This window comes from Murinocardiopsis flavida, from assembly GCF_003014485.1.
Taxonomy (GTDB): domain Bacteria; phylum Actinomycetota; class Actinomycetes; order Streptosporangiales; family Streptosporangiaceae; genus Murinocardiopsis; species Murinocardiopsis flavida.
In genome coordinates, this window is record NZ_PYGA01000042.1 from 1 (window position 1) to 20308 (window position 20308).

General features: G+C 74.7%; 15 protein-coding genes and 1 other RNA gene. 9 read left to right on the forward strand and 7 right to left on the reverse strand.

The window, feature by feature from the left end; genetic code table 11:
- Positions 1–316 precede the first annotated feature (316 nt).
- Both CLV63_RS32085 and CLV63_RS32090 read left to right on the forward strand, forming a co-directional pair.
- Positions 317–1306, forward strand: a complete 990-nt coding sequence (locus tag CLV63_RS32085) for an ATP-binding cassette domain-containing protein (RefSeq protein WP_106587012.1) — start codon at positions 317–319, stop codon at positions 1304–1306.
- A complete protein-coding gene (locus CLV63_RS32090; protein ID WP_106587013.1) occupies positions 1303–2124 on the forward strand; it encodes an ABC transporter permease in 822 nt (273 codons plus the stop codon). Before CLV63_RS32085 ends, CLV63_RS32090 begins: the two co-directional genes overlap by 4 nt.
- 55 nt (positions 2125–2179) lie before the next feature.
- On the opposite strand, the gene CLV63_RS32095 is transcribed toward CLV63_RS32090, so the two are convergent.
- Positions 2180–5434 (reverse strand): ATP-binding protein, encoded by a 3255-nt coding sequence (locus tag CLV63_RS32095; protein WP_106587014.1) that lies wholly within the window; start codon positions 5432–5434, stop codon positions 2180–2182.
- A gap of 285 nt (positions 5435–5719) precedes the next feature.
- Between CLV63_RS32095 and CLV63_RS32100 the strand changes: the two genes are divergently transcribed.
- The 3 genes from CLV63_RS32100 (at position 5720) to CLV63_RS32110 (ending at position 11639) form a co-directional block, all read left to right on the forward strand.
- Positions 5720–6247 carry a YbhB/YbcL family Raf kinase inhibitor-like protein gene (locus tag CLV63_RS32100; RefSeq protein ID WP_245929279.1) on the forward strand — a complete coding sequence of 176 codons (528 nt, stop codon included), beginning with the start codon at positions 5720–5722 and terminating at the stop codon, positions 6245–6247.
- A 527-nt stretch (positions 6248–6774) separates the two neighbouring features.
- Positions 6775–8889: a hypothetical protein gene (locus CLV63_RS32105; protein ID WP_106587015.1), complete on the forward strand. Its 2115-nt coding sequence runs from the start codon at positions 6775–6777 to the stop codon at positions 8887–8889.
- A gap of 335 nt (positions 8890–9224) precedes the next feature.
- On the forward strand, positions 9225–11639 hold the full coding sequence (locus CLV63_RS32110; RefSeq protein WP_106587016.1) for a bifunctional SulP family inorganic anion transporter/carbonic anhydrase: 2415 nt from the start codon (positions 9225–9227) through the stop codon (positions 11637–11639).
- A gap of 30 nt (positions 11640–11669) precedes the next feature.
- Here CLV63_RS32110 and CLV63_RS33910 read toward each other — a convergent pair whose 3' ends face one another.
- From CLV63_RS33910 to CLV63_RS32130, 5 genes are all read right to left on the reverse strand, one after another.
- The gene (locus CLV63_RS33910; RefSeq protein ID WP_170134404.1) at positions 11670–11822 is read right to left on the reverse strand and encodes a hypothetical protein; all 153 of its coding nucleotides are present in this window, start codon (positions 11820–11822) and stop codon (positions 11670–11672) included.
- A gap of 298 nt (positions 11823–12120) precedes the next feature.
- Positions 12121–12507: RNase P RNA component class A (gene rnpB, locus CLV63_RS32115), an RNA gene on the reverse strand.
- Between the two features lie 49 nt (positions 12508–12556).
- Positions 12557–13714 (reverse strand): bifunctional RNase H/acid phosphatase, encoded by a 1158-nt coding sequence (locus tag CLV63_RS32120; protein ID WP_106587017.1) that lies wholly within the window; start codon positions 13712–13714, stop codon positions 12557–12559.
- Positions 13711–14454, reverse strand: coding sequence for a zinc ribbon domain-containing protein (locus CLV63_RS32125; protein ID WP_106587018.1), 744 nt, complete (start codon positions 14452–14454; stop codon positions 13711–13713). Before CLV63_RS32125 ends, CLV63_RS32120 begins: the two co-directional genes overlap by 4 nt.
- A 79-nt stretch (positions 14455–14533) precedes the next feature.
- Positions 14534–15403: a Nif3-like dinuclear metal center hexameric protein gene (locus tag CLV63_RS32130; protein WP_106587030.1), complete on the reverse strand. Its 870-nt coding sequence runs from the start codon at positions 15401–15403 to the stop codon at positions 14534–14536.
- Between the two features lie 170 nt (positions 15404–15573).
- Here CLV63_RS32130 and CLV63_RS32135 point away from each other — a divergent pair, with 170 nt between their 5' ends.
- From CLV63_RS32135 to CLV63_RS32150, 4 genes are all read left to right on the forward strand, one after another.
- Positions 15574–16095, forward strand: coding sequence for an LURP-one-related/scramblase family protein (locus tag CLV63_RS32135; protein ID WP_106587019.1), 522 nt, complete (start codon positions 15574–15576; stop codon positions 16093–16095).
- A gap of 82 nt (positions 16096–16177) precedes the next feature.
- Positions 16178–17605: an outer membrane protein assembly factor BamB family protein gene (locus CLV63_RS32140; RefSeq protein WP_106587020.1), complete on the forward strand. Its 1428-nt coding sequence runs from the start codon at positions 16178–16180 to the stop codon at positions 17603–17605.
- A 62-nt stretch (positions 17606–17667) separates the two neighbouring features.
- Positions 17668–18555, forward strand: a complete 888-nt coding sequence (locus tag CLV63_RS32145; protein WP_106587021.1) for a deoxyribonuclease IV — start codon at positions 17668–17670, stop codon at positions 18553–18555.
- A gap of 135 nt (positions 18556–18690) precedes the next feature.
- Positions 18691–19020, forward strand: coding sequence for a hypothetical protein (locus tag CLV63_RS32150; RefSeq protein ID WP_106587022.1), 330 nt, complete (start codon positions 18691–18693; stop codon positions 19018–19020).
- On the opposite strand, the gene CLV63_RS32155 is transcribed toward CLV63_RS32150, so the two are convergent.
- Positions 18987–20300 carry an MFS transporter gene (locus tag CLV63_RS32155; protein WP_106587023.1) on the reverse strand — a complete coding sequence of 438 codons (1314 nt, stop codon included), beginning with the start codon at positions 20298–20300 and terminating at the stop codon, positions 18987–18989. The genes CLV63_RS32150 and CLV63_RS32155 overlap by 34 nt on opposite strands.
- Positions 20301–20308 lie beyond the last annotated feature (8 nt).

A 20308-nucleotide genomic window follows, 5' to 3' on the forward strand; every position in this document is an offset into this window, starting at 1 on the left:
GTGAGAAGGGCGTCCAGGTTCTTGTTCACACCTCGATCATGGGCGCCCTTCGCCGTGTCTAGACCGGGCTCCGCAATAACCCATCAACGATCTAGGGGCCGCCGCCCTGGGGACGCGCGGCGCCGAATGGCGGCAGGGCCCGCCCGAGCGGAAATATCTGCCCAAATCGGCACCATCCGGGAAGGGGTGGACCCGGGCGGCTGTTTGCAGTCGTGGGGCGTCCCGCCGATTCGCGCTCCGGCGCCACAGCGCCATATCAGTGCTTTGTCAGTGGTCACCGGGACAATTGCGGTATGCATCAACAGTTGGAGGATCAATGACTGACGCCATCCGCGCGGAGGGCCTGGTCAAGAAGTTCAAGGGCACCACGGCGCTGGCGGGGGTCGATCTCGTGGCACGCGAAGGCGCCGTGCTGGGAGTCCTGGGTCCCAACGGATCCGGCAAGACCACATCGGTACGGATCCTGTCGACCCTGCTGCGGCCCGACAGCGGGCGGGCGACCGTCGGCGGCTACGACGTCGCCACCCAGCCGCACGAGGTTCGCCGCCAGATCGGGCTCACCGGCCAGTACGCCGCGGTCGACCAGGACCTCACCGGCACGCAGAACCTGGTGCTCATCGCCCGGCTGCTCGGCTACTCGCGGGTCGACGCCAGGGCGCGCTCGGCCGAGCTGCTCACGCGCTTCGTGCTGAGCGACGCCGCCGACCGCCCCGCCAAGACCTACTCCGGGGGCATGCGCCGCCGCCTCGACCTCGCCGCCAGCCTGGTCGGCCGCCCGCACCTGCTCTACCTCGACGAACCCACCACGGGGCTCGACCCCCACAGCCGCAACCAGTTGTGGGACGTCGTGCGCGGCCTGGTCGACGACGGCGTCACCGTGCTGCTCACGACCCAGTACATGGAGGAGGCCGACCAGCTGGCCGACGACATCGTGGTCCTCGACCACGGCAAGGTCATCGCCGAGGGCACCCCCGAGGCGCTGAAGGCCCGCGCCGGCACCCAGGTGCTCCAGGTCAGCCCGGTCGAGTACACGAAGGTCGCGCAGACCGCCAAGATCGTCGAGGACGTCACCGGCGCGGAGGTCCGCTCCTCCGAAGCCTCGGCGAGCGCCTCGGTGTCCGACCCCGCCGCGCTGCCCGAGGTGGTGCGCCGGCTCGACGACGCCGGTATCGGGGTCGCCGAGCTGGCGCTGCGCAAGCCCAGCCTGGACGAGGTGTTCCTCGCCATCACCGGCCGCCCGGCCGACGACACCGCGAGTGCCGAACCCGCCCCCGAGGGCGCCGCACCGGAAAGGACCCACGCATGAGCGCCGTCACCGAGGCGCCGCCCGCCGACCGGGGCCCGCACCTGGCGAAGAAGATCAACCCGGTGAGCACCGTCCGGCACGGGATGCTGCTGACCTGGCGGAGCCTGCTGAAGATCAAGAGCAACCCCGAGGAGGTCCTCGGGCTGACGTTCATGCCCATCATGTTCGTCACGCTGTTCGTGTTCATCTTCGGGCAGGCCATCAGTTCGAGCTGGCAGGACTACCGCGACTTCATCATCCCCGGCATCACGGCGCAGTCGGTCATCTTCGCGACCATCGGCACCGGTGTGGCGCTGAACACCGACATCGAGAAGGGCATCTTCGACCGGTTCCGGTCGCTGCCCATCGCCCGGTCGGCCCCGCTGATCGGCGCGATCCTCGGCGACATGGTGCGGTACCTCCTCACCGTGATCGTCGTGCTCCTCGTGGGGTTCGCCATCGGGTTCCGCCCCGGCGGCGGGTTCTTCGGCGTCGTCGGCGCCGCGGCGGTCGTGATGCTGTTCGCGTTCTCGCTGTGCTGGCTGTCGGCGTTCGTCGGGCTGCTGCTGCGCACGCCCATGGCGGTGAACATCTTCGGCTCCATCTGGATGTTCCCCCTGACCTTCGGCGCGTCGACGTTCGTGCCCACCGAGCGCATGCCCGACTGGGTGCGGGTGTTCGCCGAGAACAACCCGGTCACGCACGTCACCAACACCATGCGCGGCATGATGGACGGCACGCCGTTCGCCGAGCCGCTGCTGTGGACGCTGGCGTGGACGGTCGTCATCACCGGGGTGTTCTTCCCGCTGGCGACCCGCGCCTACCGGCGCCGCTCCTGAGCGGCCGATGCGCCCGCTGTCGGCCCGTTCGGACCCCGGTCCGGGCGGGCCTTCGTCATGGGCCGGGGCCGGGCGCGCCGAGCCACGCCTCGACCTCCTCGGCGACCTCGGGGGCGGTGAGCCGCGCCCCGGCGGCGTAGTGGGCGGGGTAGGCGCCGCCCAGCGCGGCGGTGAGGCGTGTACGCAGCCGCACCACGTCGGGCGCAGCGGTGTCGGCGAGGCCGCGCAGCGCCTCGCTCATGCCCAGCAGCCGCGCCGCCCGCTGGGGTTCGCCTTCGCCCAGCGCGAGTTCGGCGACCGACTCCAGCAGCGCGGCGGCGCGGGGCCGGTCGAACAGCTGCTGCGCCGTCCGCCACGCCGGCGCGAGGTGGCGCCGGACCCCGGGCCAGTCGCCGGCGTCGCGGCGGACGCGCGCGGCGGAGTGGCGCCACGCGGGTTCGATCTGGGAGCGGAACAGCGGCGCCGCGTCCGCGAAGGAGTCGCAGAGCCGGGCGAGTTCGGCGTCGGCGCGGTCGAGTCCGCCTTCGGCGCGGGCGACCTCGGCCGCCGCGAGGCCCACCAGGTGGTCGAGCCGGGGGCCGGTGACGAGTTCGCGCAGCTCGGCGAGTGACCGGCGGGCGTCGTCGAGCCGGCCGTCGACGGCGTGGGTGACGGTGATCCGCATCCGGAAGAGGGCGCCGAGGTCGCGGGCGCCCATCTCGGCCGCGAGCGCGGCGCCCTCGCGGAGGAGCCGCAGCCCGCGCTCGGCGTCGGTGAGGCCGCTGATCTCGGCGATGACGGAGAGCACCTGGCTCTGGCCCCACCGGTCGCCGATGGCGCGGTACTCCGCCAGTGCGCGGTCGAGCTCCTGGCCCGCCGTCGCCGTCCGGCCGATGTACTGGGCGAGCATGCCGCGGTACAGCCGCCCGGTCGCGGTGAGCCACGGTTCGCCGGTGCCGCGGCGCGCCGCTGCGGCGTCCATCCGGTCGAGGTCGGCGGCGACGTCGTCGCCGAGCATCGCGCGGTAGAAGCGCAGGTAGACGAGTGAGGCGTGGTCATCCGGGTCGACCCCGGCGTCGTGGAGCAGCGCGAGTGCGCGTTCGAGGTCCGGCCGGGGGTCGGAGCCGCTGTCGTCGCAGGTCGCCACGGCGGCGAGGCATTCGGCGTATGCGGCGGTGCGCCCCGGGGGCGGGCTGTCGCCCGCGACCCGCAGGGCCTCCGCCGACCAGCGGACCGCCTCGCTCCACCCGTCGGTCATCTGCCAGTACCACTGGCCCGCCTGGACGAGGTCGAGGCAGAGCCCGGCGTCGCCGGTCCGTGCTGCGAAGCGCTGGGCCGCGGTGTAGTCGTCGTATTCGGCGCGCAGCGCGGCGATCCAGTCGAGCTGGTCGGGGCCGCGCAGGCGCTCGGTTCCCGCGCGCCACAGGCGCAGGGCCGCGGCGGCGTGCGCGGCGCGCACCGCGTGGTCCTCGCCGGACTCCGCGAGGCGCTGGGCGCCGTAGTGGCGCACGGTCTCCAGCATCCGGTAGCGGGGGCCGGTGCCGCCGGTGCCCTCGCCGACGCCCACGAGGGACTTGTCGACCAGGGCGAACAGGGTGGTCCAGAGGTCGCGGCCGCCGACCCGGCCGTCCGCGCCGTCGGCGCAGACGGCTTCGACGGCGTCGAGGGTCGCCCCGCCGGAGAACACCGACAGCCGGCGCAGGAGGGCGCGTTCGGCGCCGTCGAGCAGCTCCCAGCTCCAGTCGACCACGGCCTGGAGGGTCTGGTGCCGCGGCAGGGCCGAGCGGCTGCCGTTGGTGAGCAGCCGGAACCGGTCGGCGAGCCGGGCCGCGAGCTGCGGCAGCGTGACCGCGGGGACCCGTGCGGCGGCGAGCTCCAGCGCGAGCGGCATGCCGTCGAGCTCGCGGCACACCCGCACGACGTCCGCGACGTTGTCGGGGGCGACGGCGAACCCGGGGCGCACGGCGGCCACGCGTTCGGCGAAGAGCCGCACCGCCGAGTACGCGGCGGCGTCCTCGGCGTCGGCGCCGTCGGGCGGGAGGTCGAGGGAGGGGAGTTCGAACAGCCGCTCCCCGCTGATGGCGAGCGGCTCCCTGCTGGTGGCGAGGATGCGCAGCCGCGGGCAGTCGGCGAGGAGCCGTTCGGCGATCCGGGCGGCCTCGGCGACCAGGTGCTCGCAGTTGTCGAGGATGAGCAGCATCGGCTGGTCGCCGACGCTTTCGGCGAACCGCTCCAGCGGGTCGATGAGCAGCGCCGCGCCGCCGGCGGCGGGCAGGCCCATGGCCGCCCTGTCGCGCAGCCCGAGGGTGCCGAGCAGCGCAGCGGGGATCTCGGTGCCGCAGCTGAGCGGCGCGAGTTCGACGAACCACACCCCGCCCGCCGCGAGAGTGCCGTGGCCGTCGGCGAAGCGCGCCCCGGTCTCCACCGACACGCGGGTCTTGCCGGCGCCGCCCGGCCCGACCACGGTGACGAGGCGGCCGAGGCTGAGCGCCTCGGTGGTGGCCCGCACCTCCGCATCGCGGCCGACGAAGCTGGTCAACCCCTGCGGCAGGCGGACGGTGGGACGGGGTGCCGCCGGTCCGGCGGGGGACCGCGGCCCGAACTCGCCGCGGAGCACCCGCACGTGCAGGTCGCCGATGCGCGGCGACGGGTCGATCCCGAGTTCGTCGGCGAGGCGGCGGCGCAGCCGGTCGAACGCCACGAGCGCCTCGGCCTGGCGGCCCGCCCCGGCCAGCGCCCGCATGAGCAGTTCGGCGGGGTGTTCGCGCAGCGGTTCGGCGGCGGCGATGGACGCGATGTCGGGCAGCGCCTCGGCGGGCCGCCCGAGGTCGAGGAGGAGGTCGGCGCGTTCCAGGCGCGCGGAGCGGTGCAGTTCGGCGAGCCGCAGCGCGAGGCCGTCGGCGGCGCCGGACCCGGCGAGGTCGGCGAGCGGGTCGCCGCGCCACAGCGCCAGCGCGGCGTCGAGGTCGCCCAATGCCGCGTCGGGGGCGCCGGCCCTGCCGGTGCGCGCCCGCGCGACGAGGTCCTCGAACTCCCACACGTCGACCCGGTCGCGTGCGACGCCGATGCGGTAGCCGGCCGGGTCGGCGACCACGGGTGCGGTGTCGCCGAGTGTGCGGCGCAGCCGCGACACCAGCGCTTGCAGGGCGTTCGCGGCGCCGGCGGGTGCTGCGCCCGCCCAGATGGAGTCGATCAGGTGGTCGGTGCCGACGCTGCGGCCGGGGGTGAGGAGCAGCAGGACGAGCAGCGTCCGCAGCCGCCCGCCGCCGATGGGGACGGCCCGCGCTCCGTCGGTGTGCACGGTGAGCGGGCCGGAGATCGAGAAGCGCACCGTCCCATGGTCGCCGATCCCGGGTGCCGCTGCCGAATGGGTTACGGCCGGGGCGCGACGCGGCCGAGTCGGGCCGCCCAGGCCGCGTTTTCGGCCGGTCCGCAGTAAGGTGCCCAATGATGTTCGGCGCGGACGCCGGATATCCGCGACCGCCGAGAAGTCGCCTGTGCGCTACAGGGACCGCGACCACCAGGGATGTCGATGAACAGCCGTACTCCGCGACCGCCGCACGGCAGCAGCCGCGCGGGGCCGCCCCCCCGGCCCGGAAGGCGCACCTTCGGCGCCGTGTGCGCCGCGGTGGGCGCGCTCGTCCTCGCGGCACCGGGGTGCGGCGTGCTGTCTCCGGGCAGCAACGGCCAGACCAGCGACGACATCACGGTGACGAGCACGATGATCCGCGAGGGCGAGGCCATCCCCGCGCGCTTCACCTGCAAGGGCGAGGGGGTGTCGCCGCCGCTGCGCTGGTCGGGGCTGCCCGACGAGACGGAGTCGCTCGCGATCATCGTCGACGACCCCGAGTCGGTGGGCGGCGCCGCGGTGCACTGGGTGCTGTACGGTCTGGACCCGGAGAACCCGGAGCTCCCCGAGGGGACCGTGCCCCAGAACGGGAAGCAGGGCCAGAACAGCAAGGAGCAGGCGGCGTACGACCCGCCGTGCCCCAGCGGCGACACAGCCCACGAGTTCCGCTTCACGGTGTACGCGCTGAAGGCCGACATCGCGCTGCCCGACGGCGCACCGCTCGATCAGGCGCTGGGGGCCGTCGCGTCCAATACCCTTGCCCGCGGGCGGTTGATCGCGACGGGCGGCCGGTGACATCGGCCCCATTTCACCCGGCGGATACCCGGCGCGCCGACCGACCGGAATCCGCCGCGGTGCCGCGGCGCAGACCAGGCGAATTCGGACTGGTCAGCACAACCGCTGCGCGCAGTGGACATGGGTGCGCTTATGTCACCCACTGCACGCACCGCACATCTATGCATAAAGTGGAGCAGCGTCCCCCTTCGTTCGGCGTGCGGAGCGTGCGCCGAATGGGACCAGAGATGCGGTTCCCCGATGACCGAATCCGGCCGGCGCCAATCGCGGTGAGCGCGCGACCTGGGCCGGATGAATGCCAGGGAGGCTCTGTTGAAGGCGTCCGGTGAAGCGGCCGACCTCCGCGCACACCCGCGCGGTCCGGCCATCGACGGCCCCCGCACGGGTTCGTCCGACCGCGGGCGCCCATGGGGTCGAGGCGATTCCCCCGAGCGGGTGCGGGCGGCGGCGCCGCGACGCTCCCCAGTAGCCGGCAGCATGCGACGTCCCTCCGGTGCGACCACCGGCGGGACCTGGCAGGAGACCCGATGGACATGATCTATCTGCTCGTCGGAATCATCGTCGTCCTGGTGGTCCTGGTGCTCATCATCCTGGGCATGCGGGCGTTGATCACCAACAACAGCGCCGATGACGATTACGACGACGACTACGACGCCGAACCGGAGGACGACGACCGGCCGCGCCGGTCGCGCCGCCAGTCCGCGCGCGACGACGAACCCGAGGACGTCGACGACGAGCCCGAGCCGCGGCCCCGGTCGCGGCGGGCGCGGGCCGAGCGCGCCGACACCGGGGAGTCCCGCGGTGGGCGGCGGCCCCGGTCGCGGCGCGGCCGCGGCGACGACTGGGACGACGGCGGCGGCGGGCTCTCCGACAACGACTTCTGGTCGAGCCTGTCCGACGGCGACAGCGGCGCCCCTGCCGATGACGACCTCGACGACGACCGCCGCGACACCCGGCACGAGTCGACCCAGGCCATGCCGTCGGTGCCCGAGGACGACGGCTACGGCGCCCCGGCGCGCGGCAGGGGCGGGCGCGGCGCGCCCGCCCCCGAACCCGCCGGCGACCCCGGCCGCGGCGCGGGTGTCGACCAGAGCGTCTCCCTGCTCCAGAGCCTGGGGTCCGGCGGCGAGCCCGCCCCCGAACCGGCTCCGGCGCGCCGCCCGGACGACGACCCGCTGGGCGCCCCGCTCGACCCCCGCAGGGCGCCGCGCGCCGGCGACCCCGGCGACCTCGGGCCCGCGGCCCCGCAGCGGCCGGCACCCGGCGCGTTCGACTCCGGGTCGCATTCCCGCTCCGCCTACGACACCGTGGCCTACGACCCCGGTTCCGCCCCCGGCCCCGCGGCAGCGGGCCCCGCCGGCGGGTACGGGCCGTTCGACTCCGGGTCGCACACCCGGCCCGCATACGAGCCGGGATCCTTCGACACCGGGTCGCAGCAGCGCCCCTCGTCCTACGACTCCGGGTCGCACCAGCGGCCGCAGCGCAGCGACCCCCTGACCGACCCCGCCTTCGGGACCGCGGCCCGCGAATCCGCGTCGTCGCCGATCTGGTCGAGCATGGACACCGGGTCGCACCAGCGGCCCACGTCCTTCGACACCGGGTCCCAGCAGCGCCCGCCGTCGTCGTTCGACTCCGGGTCGCACACCCGGCCCGCCTACGAGCCCGGGTCCTTCGACACCGGGTCCCACCAGCGGCCACCGTCCTCGTTCGACTCCGGGTCGCACCAGCGGCCGCCGTCCTACGACCCCGGGCCGCCCCAGCGGTCTCCCTACGAGCCCGGGGGCTTCGACTCCGGGGCGCAGCAGCGCCCGCCGTCGTCGTTCGACTCCGGGTCGCACACCCGCCCCTCGTATGAGACCGGGGGCTTCGACACCGGGTCCTACGGCGCGGCGCAGGGCGGCGGGTTCGGGTCCTTCGACACCGGCTCCCACCAGCGCCCGCCGTCCTCGTTCGACTCCGGGTCGCACACCCGCCCCACCTACGAGACCGGCGGGTTCGACACCGGGTCCTACGGCGCGGCGCAGGGCGGCGGGTTCGGGTCCTTCGACACCGGCTCCCACCAGCGCCCGCCCGCCGCACCCGGGTACGACCCCGGCGCCCCGCACCGCCCGTCCTACCCCACCGAATCCTTCGACGCCGGGTCCTTCGACACCGGGTCCCACCAGCGGCCGCCCGCCGCGCCGCCGTACCAGCCGCCGACCGGCGGCTACCCTGGCCAGTTCGACGACCCGCTCGGCTACGGCCGCGACACCGGCGGGTTCAGCCACCCCGACCGCGGGGGCTACCCCGCCCCGGGCGCCGGGTCGGCGCCCGGGTACGGCGACCCCGCGGTGCCGGGCGGCCCGGCGCGGGCGCCGGGGTGGAACGAGCGCTCCTGGGACGTCCCCGCGGAGCCGCGGCCGGGCGACTACGGCTACGGCCCCGCCACCGGCGGCTATCCCGCCTACGGCGCGCCGGGCGAGCAGCACCGGCCCGGGGGCGACCCGCTCGGCGGCGACTACGGCCAGCCGAGGGGCGCGGCGCCGCAGCAGCCGGGCTATCCCGGCGGGTGGCCGGCGCCCGACCGCCGCGCGGAGCAGCCCGACGAATCCGACGGGTTCGACTGGGGCCCCTACGGCCACCGCGACGACCGCAGGTACTGACACCGCCGCCGGGGCACGTCCCCGGCGCACTCCATTGCAGCCGCAGGCGCGAAGAGCGGCGGGGCACCGGCCGGTGCCCCGCCGCTCTTCGCGTGTCGCCCGCGTGTCGCCCGCGCGTCTCCACATGACCGTGTGAAAAACGGTTATGAAAATCACTCTGCTCATCGATTCCGCACACTCCATCTTTACTACAGTGAGTGATCGACAGCGTTCGATGGGTCATCAGTACATTTCAGGTCGGGGCCGGCCCATGCCGGGGCCCCGCCCGCCGCAACGGATCCACTCGGCAGAGCCGCTGTCCCCAGAGCGCCGCCACGTCACATCGGGAGCACCGTATGCGTCCAGACGCCCAGGGAACACGCGCCGGGAACGGGAAGGGCGCCGGCCGCACGGCCGACGCCCCCACCCCGCCCCCCACCCGCCCTTCCGGATTACGCCACACCCTGCCCGCCGACCTCGGCGCCTCGCTCGTCGTCTTCCTCGTCGCCGTCCCCCTGTCCCTCGGGATCGCGGTGGCGTCCGGTGCGCCGCTGATCGCCGGGATCATCGCCGCGGCGGTGGGCGGGATCGTCGCCGGGTCGGTCGGCGGCTCCGCCGTCCAGGTGAGCGGCCCGGCCGCCGGGCTCACCGTCATCGTCGCCGGGCTCGTGCACACCTACGGGTGGCAGGTCACCTGCCTGATCACCGTGCTCGCCGGGGTGGTGCAGCTCCTCCTCGGGCTGTTCCGGATCGCGCGGGCCGCACTCGCGGTCTCCCCCGCCGTCATCCACGGCATGCTCGCCGGGGTGGGCGCCACCATCGCGCTCGCCCAACTGCACATCGTCCTCGGCGGCGCGCCGCAGAGCTCCGCCCTCGCCAACATCGCCGAACTGCCCGAGCAGGTCATCGACAACCACAACCCCGCCGTCGCGGTCGGGCTGGTCACCATCGCCGTCATGCTCGTCTGGCCGCGGCTGCCCGCACTGGGGCCCATTCAGCCCGGCCGCATCCCGCCCGCCCTGGCCGCCGTGGGCGCGGCGACGGCCCTCGGCGTCCTCACCGACTGGCCGCTGGAACGGGTCGCGCTGCCCGACTCCTTCACCGCCGCCTGGACCGGCCCGGCGCTGCCGCAGGCCGACCAGGTCAACGGCATCATCGTCGCCGTCGCGACGGTCGCGCTGGTCGCGAGCGTCGAATCGCTGCTGGCGGCGATCGCCGTCGACCGGATGCACGACGGGCGCCGTGTCCGGCTCGACCGGGAACTCACCGGTCAGGGCGCCGCCAACGTCGTGAGCGGGGCGCTGGGCGGGCTGCCCGTCGCCGGGGTCATCGTCCGCAGCACCGCCAACGTGCGGGCCGGCGCCCGCACCCCGCTCGCGGCGGTCCTGCACGGGGTGTGGGTGATCGCGTTCGTCGCCCTGTTCGCGCCCGCGGTCGAGCTCATCCCCATGGCCGCGCTCGCCGGGCTGCTCGTCTTCATCGGGCTGAAGATGATCAACGTCGCACACCTGCGCGACCTGCGCCGCCAGCACGAGGCGGGGGTCTACGCCGTGACCCTGTGCGGCGTCGTCGCCCTCGGCCTGCTGGAGGGCGTCCTCATCGGGTTCGGGCTGGCGCTGGTGGTGTCCCTGCGCCGGCTGACCCGCGTCACGGTGCTCACCGAGGACAACGGCGGCCGCCGGCACGTCGTCGTGCAGGGCTCCCTGACGTTCCTCGGGGTGCCCCGCGTCGCCCAGACGCTGCGCGCCGTGCCCACCGGCGCACACGTCGACCTCGACCTGCACGTCGACTTCATGGACCACGCCGCGTTCGAGTCCATCCACGCCTGGCGGGTCGACCACGAGCGCACCGGCGGGACCGTCGATATCGACGAGGTCCACGAGAACTGGTACGAGCGCAACTCCCGGAACGCCCCACCCCTGGTGAAGACCCCGCCGCGGGGCCTGGCCCGGTGGTGGGCGCCGTGGGGCATGCGCGGCCCCTCGTCCGGCCCCTCGTCCGGACCCCCGTCCGCGCCCGCCGCCGGCCTCGGGGCCACCAGCGGGCTGCTGGCCGCCGGTGCGCGCGAGTACCACGCCAGCACCACCGGGCGGATGCGCGCGGTGATGGGCCGCCTCGCGCACCGGCAGCGCCCCAAGGCGCTGTTCATCGCCTGCGCCGACTCCCGGGTGGTGCCCAACCTCATCACGGCGAGCGGCCCCGGCGACCTGTTCACCCTGCGCAACATCGGCAACCTGGTGCCGCGCCACAACCCCGGCGGGGGCGACGACTCGGTGGGCGCCGCCATCGAGTACGCCGTCACGGTGCTGGAGGTGCCGTCGATCGTGGTGTGCGGGCATTCGCACTGCGGGGCGATGCGCGCCCTGCTGGAGGGCGGGGCCGACAGCACCGACGACGCCCGGCTCGGCCAGCTCGGCCGGTGGCTGCGGCACGCCGAGCACGGCGCACCCGCCGACCCGTCCACCCTGGGGCAGCCGCCGACCGCCGAGGCGATCCGCCACCTGTCGCAGGCCAACATCCTGCGCCAACTGGAGAACCTGCTCAGCTACCCGTCGGTGCAGAGGCGCAGCGCGGAAGGGCGGCTGGAACTGACGGGGCTGTACTACGACCTGGAGAGCGCCCGCGTGCACGTCCTGGACGAGCGCGGGGACCGGTTCGTGGCGCTGCACCCGGAGCAGGTGCCCGGCCCGGCCGGGCCGGTGCCGGGCGAGGCGCGGCCCGACCCTGACCCCGACCCTGACGGGGCGGGCGCGGCCGACGTCGCGCGCTGACGGCCGCGGACGGCACCGCCCGGGCGTGGGTCACTTGCCCGAAGGGCCCTCGCCCGGGCGGTCGTCGCGTTCGTCGCGCTCGACCGGCGACGCCTGGTAGCGGGCGAATCCGATGATCACCAAGATCGCGACCAGCGGCGCGCCGAAGAACAGCAGCCAGATCAGTGGCGAATCCAAGCCCATCGCGCACCCGTCCTCGAAACGACGCCCAGCGGCAGGACTCCTCCCCCGTTCGCGGGAAAGGGCCGCAGCTCACAATCTATCGGCCATAGCGCGGTTCCGCGGCCCGCCGCACCGGAAAATCCCCCCACACGGGACCATTCGGCAGGCCCGTTATGCACCGGGCGGGCGGTCGGCGCGCGGCCGGCCCCTGCGCAGCCGGGCAACGGGGACGGCACCGGGCCGCCGCGCCGCCGGCACACCGCGGACCGGAACACGGCCGTTCTGTCGGACGCGCACCACAGGTCAGAGGGGTGGGAAAGGGAAGAGTCGGCCGGTAAGCCGGATTCTGTCGGTCCCCTCGGGGACCTGGCGGCCATCCATCTGGGGCTGCCGTTGCCGACAGCCTCGGTGCGGTCTACCCGCGGACATCGGGCGGGCCGCCCTCGATCGTCCGCGCAGGGGGCCGAAGCCCCCCTCTTGACCTTGCTCCGGGTGGGGTTTACCGAGCCGACCGGATCGCTCCGGCCGCTGGTGGTCTCTTACACCACCGTTTCACCCTTACCACCGCCGCGGCGGTGGCGGTCTGTTCTCTGTGGCACTGTCCCGCGGGTCGCCCCGGGTCGGTGTTGCCGACCACCCTGCCCTGCGGAGTCCGGACTTTCCTCGACACCCCCGAATAGGGTGCCGCGACCGCCTGGCCGACTCTTCCGGTTACCGATTGTACGCCGGGGGCGCGCCCGGTTCGGACGGCCGCCTCACGGCGCCGACCGCAGGTGCCCGGTGTCGTTGAGCGACCGCACGACCATGTGCCCGCCGCTGTAGCAGTCGATCTCGTTCACGCAGCCGACGTCGAGGTGCATCCGGTACAGCGCCTCGATCGGGGCGCCGAGGGCCTGCTGGAGCAGGATCTTGATGGGGGTCACGTGGCCGACCAGCAGCACCGTGCGGCCCTGCGGCCCGGCGAGGACGGCGTCGCGCGCCGCAGCGGTGCGCTCGGCGACCGCGGCGAAGCTCTCCCCGCCCGGCGGGGCCGCCGCGGGGTCGGCGCGCCACCGCAGCACACCGTCGGTGTCGCGCTCCTGCGCCTCGGCGAGGGTGAGCCCCTCCCACGACCCGAAGTCGGTCTCGCGCAACCGGTCGTCGAACACCGGGGCGATGCCGAGCGCGTCGGCGACCGGGCCCGCGGTGTCGCGGGCGCGCCGCAGGGGCGAGGACACCACGGTGTCGATGCCCGCCCCCGCGAGCCGCGCCGCCGCGGCCTTGGCCTGGGCGTGCCCCGCCGGGGTCAGCTCGATGTCGCCGGTCCCGGCGAAGCGCCGCTCCGCCGACAAGGGGGTCTCGCCGTGGCGCAGCAGGACGAGCCGGGTCGGGGTGCCGCCGACGGGCAGCCAGCCGGTCCCCCGCTCGGCGGTGGCCGCGGCCGCCGGGGTGGCCGCAGCCGCCGGGGCGGCGCGGGGCGCCTCGGCGCCCGGCGCGCCGTCCAACCGCACGGGCCGGCCCTCGGCCGCCGCGTCCATGGCCTCGTTCGCGAGCGCGTCGGCGGCGGCGTTGTCGGCGCGCGGCACCCACGTGTAGCGGACGCGCGCGAACCCGGCCGCAGCGGCGCGCGCCTCCTCCGCCATGGCCCGCATGTCGGGGTGCTTGATCTTCCAGCGCCCCGACATCTGCTCCACGACCAGTTTGGAGTCCATGCGCGCCTCGACGTCGGCGCCGGGGTCGATCCGCGCGGCGGCGGCGAGCCCCGCGGCGAGCCCGCGGTACTCGGCGACGTTGTTGCTGGCGGTCCCGATGGGCTCGGCGACCTCGGCGAGCACCGCACCGGTCGCGGCGTCGCGGACCAGGGCGCCGTACCCGGCGGGGCCCGGGTTCCCGCGCGAACCGCCGTCGGCCTCGACGACCAGCCGGCGGCTCACAGCCCCGACTCGGTGGTGCGGACCAGGATCCGGCGGCAGTCCTCGCACCGGATGACGTCGTCGCTCGCCGCCAGCCGGATCTCGCCGAGCTCGGCGGTGCTCAGCGCCATCTTGCACCCCTCGCAGCGGCCGTAGCGCAGCGCCGCCGCACCCACACCGGAGTGCTGCTCGCGCAGCTTCGTGTAGAGGGCGAGCAGGTCCTCGGGGATCTCGGCGCTGACCCGGCCGCGGCGGTCCTTCTCGGCGTCCTCGTCGGCGCGGATCTCCAGCAGGGCCGCCGACCGGCGCTCGGCGGCGGCCTCGCGCTCCGCCTCGGCCTCGGCGAGCTCCTTGCGGGCCGCAGCGAGGCGCGCCTCGGCGCCCTCGCGCCGCTCCATGACGTTCAGGACGACGTCCTCCAGTTCGTCCTGGCGGCGGCGCAGCGAGTCGATCTCCGACTGGAGGCCCTCCAGCTCCTTGGGCGAGGACACCTGGCCGGCCGCCATGCGCTTGGCGTCGCGCTCGGAGCGGGCGCGGACCTGGTCGACGTCGCTCTCCGCCTTGCGCTGCTCCCGGTCCAGATCCGACAGGTCGGTCTCGGCGAGGACCGCGCTGTCGCGCAACTCGACCATCCGGGAGTCGAGCCGCCGCATCTCGGCTGTCTCGGGGATCGTCGCGGCGCGGTGCGCGAGGCGGTCGATCCTGCTGTCGATGTCCTGGAGGTCGAGCAGGCGCATCTGGTGAGCGGATTCGGCTTTCACGGGGTCCTCTGTTCTCGAATATCCACGGCCGCGACGTGCGCCCCGGACGTGCGCGTGTACTGGTGGCGCCGACTGCGGGTCAGGACGCGGGAGGGACCGGGGCGAACGCCCGCGTCCACGCGTCGGTCACGATCGTGGACACGTGCGTCTCCACGGTATCGCCCTGGTCGGCGAGCGCGCCTGCCAGGCGGGCGGCGCAGTCGGGCAGCCACGGCCACTCACTGGCGAAGTGCGCGGTGTCGACGAGGGCGGGGCCGCCCTGTTCGGCGAACTCCGACGCCGGGTGGTGGCGCAGGTCGGACGTCAGGTACGCGTCGACGCCCGCGGCGCGGGCCGCGCCGAGGAGGGAGTCGCCGGCGCCCCCGGACACGGCGACGGTGCGCACGGTCCGGTCGAGGTCGCCCGAGACCCGGACGCCCGCGGCCGTGGCCGGCAGCCCCGCCGCCGCCTGCTCGGCGAACGCCCGCAGGCTCATGGGCGCGGGCAGCGCGCCCACCCTGCCGATGCCGCGCCGCCCGTCGGGGTCGCCGGGGTCGGGCTCCAGCGGGCGCAGCGGCCCCGCGAGGCCGACCGCAGCCGCGAGCGCGTCGGACACCCCGGGGTCGGCGGTGTCGGCGTTGGTGTGGGCGGTGTACAGCGCCGTGCCGGTGCCGATCAGCCGGTGCACGGTGCGCCCCTTGGGGGTGGTCGCCGCGACGCTGGTCACGCCGCGCAGCAGCAGCGGGTGGTGCGTGATCACGAGGTCGGCGCCCCACTGGACGGCCTCCTCGACGACCTCCGCGACCGGGTCGACCGCGAGGAGCACCTTGCGGACCGGCTGCCCGGGGTCGCCGCACACGAGCCCCACCGCGTCCCACGAGGCGGCCCACGAGGGCGGGTAGACGCGCTCCAGCGCGGCGACGGTCTCGGCCAGGGTCGGAGCATGCGCGGTGGTGGTCACGGTCGGCAGGGTAGCGCCTCCGCCGGCCCCCGTCCGCCCAAGGGCGCGCGGCCCGGCGCCCCTTCCGGCCGGGACGGGACGCGCGACTGGCCACCCGCGCCCGCGTCCAATACCGTCGGCGGCAACCACAGCGAACGGCCCGCCAGGGCCGCAGGCGCGGACGACGAACGGGGTATGACGTGAAGTTCCTGGTACGTGAACGGGTCTTCGACATCGGCGACGACTACTGGGTCGAGGACGAGCAGGGCCAGAAGGCGTTCCTCGTCGACGGCAAGGCCATGCGGCTGCGCACGACCTTCGAGCTGAAGGACCGCGAGGACAACGTCCTCTACGTCATCCGCAAGAAGCTCGTGAGCATGCGCGACACCATGACGATCCAGCACAACGGCGAGACCGTCGCAACGGTCCGCAAGCGCGTGTTCAACCCCATCAAGGACAAGCTCATCGTCGAGTTCGACGATGGGCACGAGTGGGAGATCACCGGCAGCTTCTTCGACAAGGAGTACTCCATCAACGACGCGGGCGGCCCCGTCGCGCACATCTCCCGCAAGTGGTTCCGGGTGCGCGACACCTACGCCGTCGACGTCAACACCTACCGCACCGACTCCGGCGGCAACGTCCCCCTGGTGATCAGCGTCGCGGTCTGTGTCGACGCCATGACCGACGACGACGGCAAGGACGGCGACGACGCGGACGACTGAGGGGCCGCCGCACGGTCGGCGGCCCGCTGTCCGGTAGCGGCCATGGGGCAACCCGCCAGGTCGCGGCGCCGTCCCACCCGGCATGCCCGACACCTCGGAAGCGCCGCCGGAGCAGGAATCCGGCCCCGCCGCACACACGGTCACGCGGATCGTCCTGCTGGCCGCCGCCGGCGCGTGCCTCCTGCTCCTCGCGGCATGGTGCGCGCGGCCCGACCCCGTCGCCGACCCCCCGGCGCGGGAACCCATCCCCCCGAAACTGGGCACGCTCCCCGGCTTCACCGAACCCGGCAAGGGATCCGCCGCCGAACGCGGGTCGCCGCAGCACCGGGAACTGTGGGACGACACCACCAAGGGCGTCCCCGAAGTGGTGCGGTCCGCGCGCTTCCGGGGCGACGCGGTCGCCCTCATCGACGGCGACCGCGGACTCGGCGTCGCGGCCGCCGACACCGGGCGGACAGCCTGGTCGATCGCCGAGGACGCCGAACTCACCGGGGGCGGCGGCGCGCAGTACAGGCACTCCTCGTCCAGCGGGTCGCCACTCCTCACCGAAGCGGGCACGGGGTGGTCGGCACTCGTCGAATACGTCCAGGACTCCCCGCCCGGCGACACCGAACACACGGCGAGCGGGATCGCCGCCCTCTCGGGCGCGGACGGCTCCGTGCGCTGGAAGGCCAGGATCGACGACGACCTCCCGGCCCTGGAGTCCGGCGGCTACCACCTGATGGCGATGGAAGCCGGCACCGAAGTCGCCGTCGGCACCGTCGCATCCGGTGAGACCGGGCGCGCGAGCCGCGAGGCCCGGTCCGTTGCAATCGACGCCGCCACGGGCGAGGAGCGCTGGCGGAAGAAGGGACTGTGGGCCTCCGCCGTCGCCGGAGACACGGTCCTCATGCAGGATGCCCGCGAGGCCGACCTCGACGCGACCCCGGAGAAGTCCCTCAACGGCGGCGGTTCGCTCGTCGGCGTGGACGCCGAGACCGGTGATGTCACCTGGAGCCTCGCCGACCGGTACGGGCGCGCGCACGCCGCTGCGACGGCGGGCGACACCGCCTTAGTCGTCGCCGAGACGGCGTCCGACAACGGAGCGGAGGAGCCGGATTCGGCAGAGTTCCTGATCATCGACGCGCGAACCGGAAAGGTCCTGGTCGAGTTCCCCGAGGACGGCAGGCCCGAGTGCGCGAGCGACGACGTGGACGTGATCGCGTGCACGGTCGACCTCGGCGGCAAGGGATTCCGCCAGGTCGCGACCTGGCGGGCCGCCGATCGCGAGGGGACCGTCTCGGCACACGTGGCGACCGGGAGCGTGCTGCACGGCGCGTGGAACGGGGCGCTCATCGCCCACAGCGGCCGCAGGGACGGCACCGCCATCGCGCTCGACCCCGCGGGCACGACCATCGCCAAGGACCTTCAGGGACAGTTCCTCGCCGGGTCCGACACCCACACGCTCTTCGCCACCTACGCGACCGGCTCCACCGACCCCGGCTACCAGGTCTACCGCACCGCGCGATGACACCCCGCCATCGGCACTGGCAGCGGCGCGGCCGGGCCCGCACGGCGGTAACCTCGCCTGTCATGCCCGCCAGCGAACACCGCCCCCGCCCCGCTCCCCCGCGTACGCCCATCGGCGGGCACGTCCCCGTCGCCGGGGGCCTGGCGACCCGCGGACTCGCCTACGCCGACCGGGTGGGCGCCGAATGCGTGCAGGTGTTCGTCGGCAACGCGCGCGGCTGGGCCACCGGCCCCGGCGACCCCCGCGAGGACGCCCTGCTGCGCGCCCGCACCGGCCTGCCGGCCTTCGTGCACGCCCCCTACCTCATCAACCCCGGCGCCCCCGACCCCGACGTCGCGGCGAAGTCCGTTGCGTCGCTCGGGCACGCGCTGCGGCGCGGCGCCGAGATCGGCGCGCTCGGGGTGGTCGTGCACACCGGTTCCGCGGTCAGCGACGACCGCGGCGCGGGGCTCGCCCGGGCCGCGCGGCGGCTCGGCCCCCTCCTCGACGCGCTCGGCGACAGCGGGCCGCGGCTGCTGCTGGAACCCATGGCGGGCCAGGGCCGGGTGCTGTGCGCGACCGTCGAGGACGTCGCCCGCTACCTCGACGCCCTGGAGTGGCACCCCATGGCGGGGGTGTGCCTCGACACCGCGCACCTCTTCGCAGCGGGGCACGACATCGCCTCGTCCAAGGGCATGCGCGCCATGCTGGACGGCTTCGGCGCGGCCGTGGGCGCCGACCGGCTGGGACTGGTGCACGCCAACGACTCCGCTCTGCCGTGCGGCAGCCGCAAGGACCGGCACGCGAACATCGGTGCGGGGCACATCGGAGCGGAGCCCTTCGCCGAACTGTTCTCCCACCCGGTGTCGGCGGGGGTGCCGGTGACCGTCGAGACCCCCGGCCCGGAAGGGCCGCACGCCGCGGACATCGCGGCGCTGAAGAGACTGCGTGAGGGTTCGGGCACCGGGTAACGTAGAGGCATCCGGTGGTTTTCGGCCCAATCGGGACCCTCGACCGGGCGGCGGGTCCCCGCCCCATTGCGGGCGCGGTCCGCGGCCGGACGGCGCGTTCGGGCCGGAGACCCGGTACGAAGGGCGGTGCTCTGTATGGATCCGGTGAGTCTGCTCGTGGGCGCGATCATCGCCGTCGGCGGCATCGTTGTCGGCCGGATGCTGCCCGCGCGCCGCGTCAAGCCGGAGCCGCAGCCCCCGGCCCTGCCGAGCGCGCCGCGCTCCCCCAAGCCCATGTGCGGCTGCGGCCACCACCTCGTCTTCCACGACCACGAGAACAAGCGCTGCCAGGCGCAGGTGGTCATCCCCGGCAAGTGGACCGGACAGTCGGCCAGCAGCTACCGGCCGTGCATGTGCCAGGGCTACCGCGGCCCGGTGCCGCTCGACGAGTACTACGCCCCCGACCTGCTCAACGGCGAATCCTGAGCGGGCGCCCCGGCGCCGTCCGCCTCGATCTCCGCCGCCCTGCGGGCCGCCCGCAGCACCTGCCGGGTCGACAGCAGCACCACCAGGATCAGCAGCGCGCCCCCGGCCACGAGCGGCAGCCCGAGGTCGACCCGGCCGAGCAGCCCGCCCACCACGGCACCCACCGGCATCAGCCCCCAGGTGAAGGTCCGGCGGATGCCGGTGACGCGGCCCAGCAGGGTCCCGGGCGTGATGATCTGGAAGACCGACATCAGCAGCACGTTGCAGAGCGTCATCCCGAACCCGCACACCCCGAACGCGAACGCCCCCAGGAGGGGATTCGGCGCCGCGGCGAGCCCGATCCACGAGGCGCCGAACAGCAGCATCCCGCCGATGATGACGGGCCCGCGCCCGTACCGGCGCACCAGGCCGCCCAGCAGCGCGATCGCGAACAGCGCCCCCACCGGGCTCGCCGCGAGGAACAGCCCGTAGTAGGCCGGTGCGACCCCCAACCGCTCCGTGATCACCAGGACCAGCACGGCGACCGCCACCGCGTTGCCGAATCCCAGGCAGACCCCGAGGATCGCCTGGTCGCGCTGGACGGTGTCGTGCCACACGTGGCGCAGCCCTTCGGCGGCCTCGGCGCGGATCGACCGCGGGCGCCGCGCCCCCTCCGCTGCGGGGGCGGGCGCCGGGGGCGCCGGCCGGTGCAGCAGCGGCAGGCCGACCAGCAGCAGCGCGCCGACCACATAGGCGCCGCCGATGGACACCATCGGCAGGACGGCGGCGACGGCGAACAGCGCGCCCGCCAGCGGCGCCCCGCCGAAGTCCTCCACGATGGTCCGCCCGCTCTCCAGCCGCCCGTTCGCACGGTCGAGCGCGGACCGCTCCACCAGGGACGGCAGTAGCGCGCGCCCCGCTGTGTCGTAGGCGACCTCGCAGGTGACGACGGCGAGCAGCACCGCGTACAGCCATCCGATGCCGGCGTTACCGGTGTACAGCAGCACGGCGAGCAGGACGAGGAGGCCGCTGCGGCCGGCGTTCGCGGTGATCATGGTGCGGCGGCGCTCCCACCGGTCGGACAGCACCCCCGCCAGGACGGCGAGCAGCAGCCATGGCAGGAAGCGGGCCGCGGAGAGCCCGGAGATCAGCAGCGGGTCGCGGGTGAACGTGGCCGCGAGGAGCGGCACCGCCGTGAGGAGCATGCCGTCGGCGAGGTTGGCGGCGGAGTAGGCCGCCCAGAACCGGGCGAAGGGGCGTCCGAGCGGCGGCGTGCTCGACGGGCTGCGCGACCAGGGCACTGCGGGGC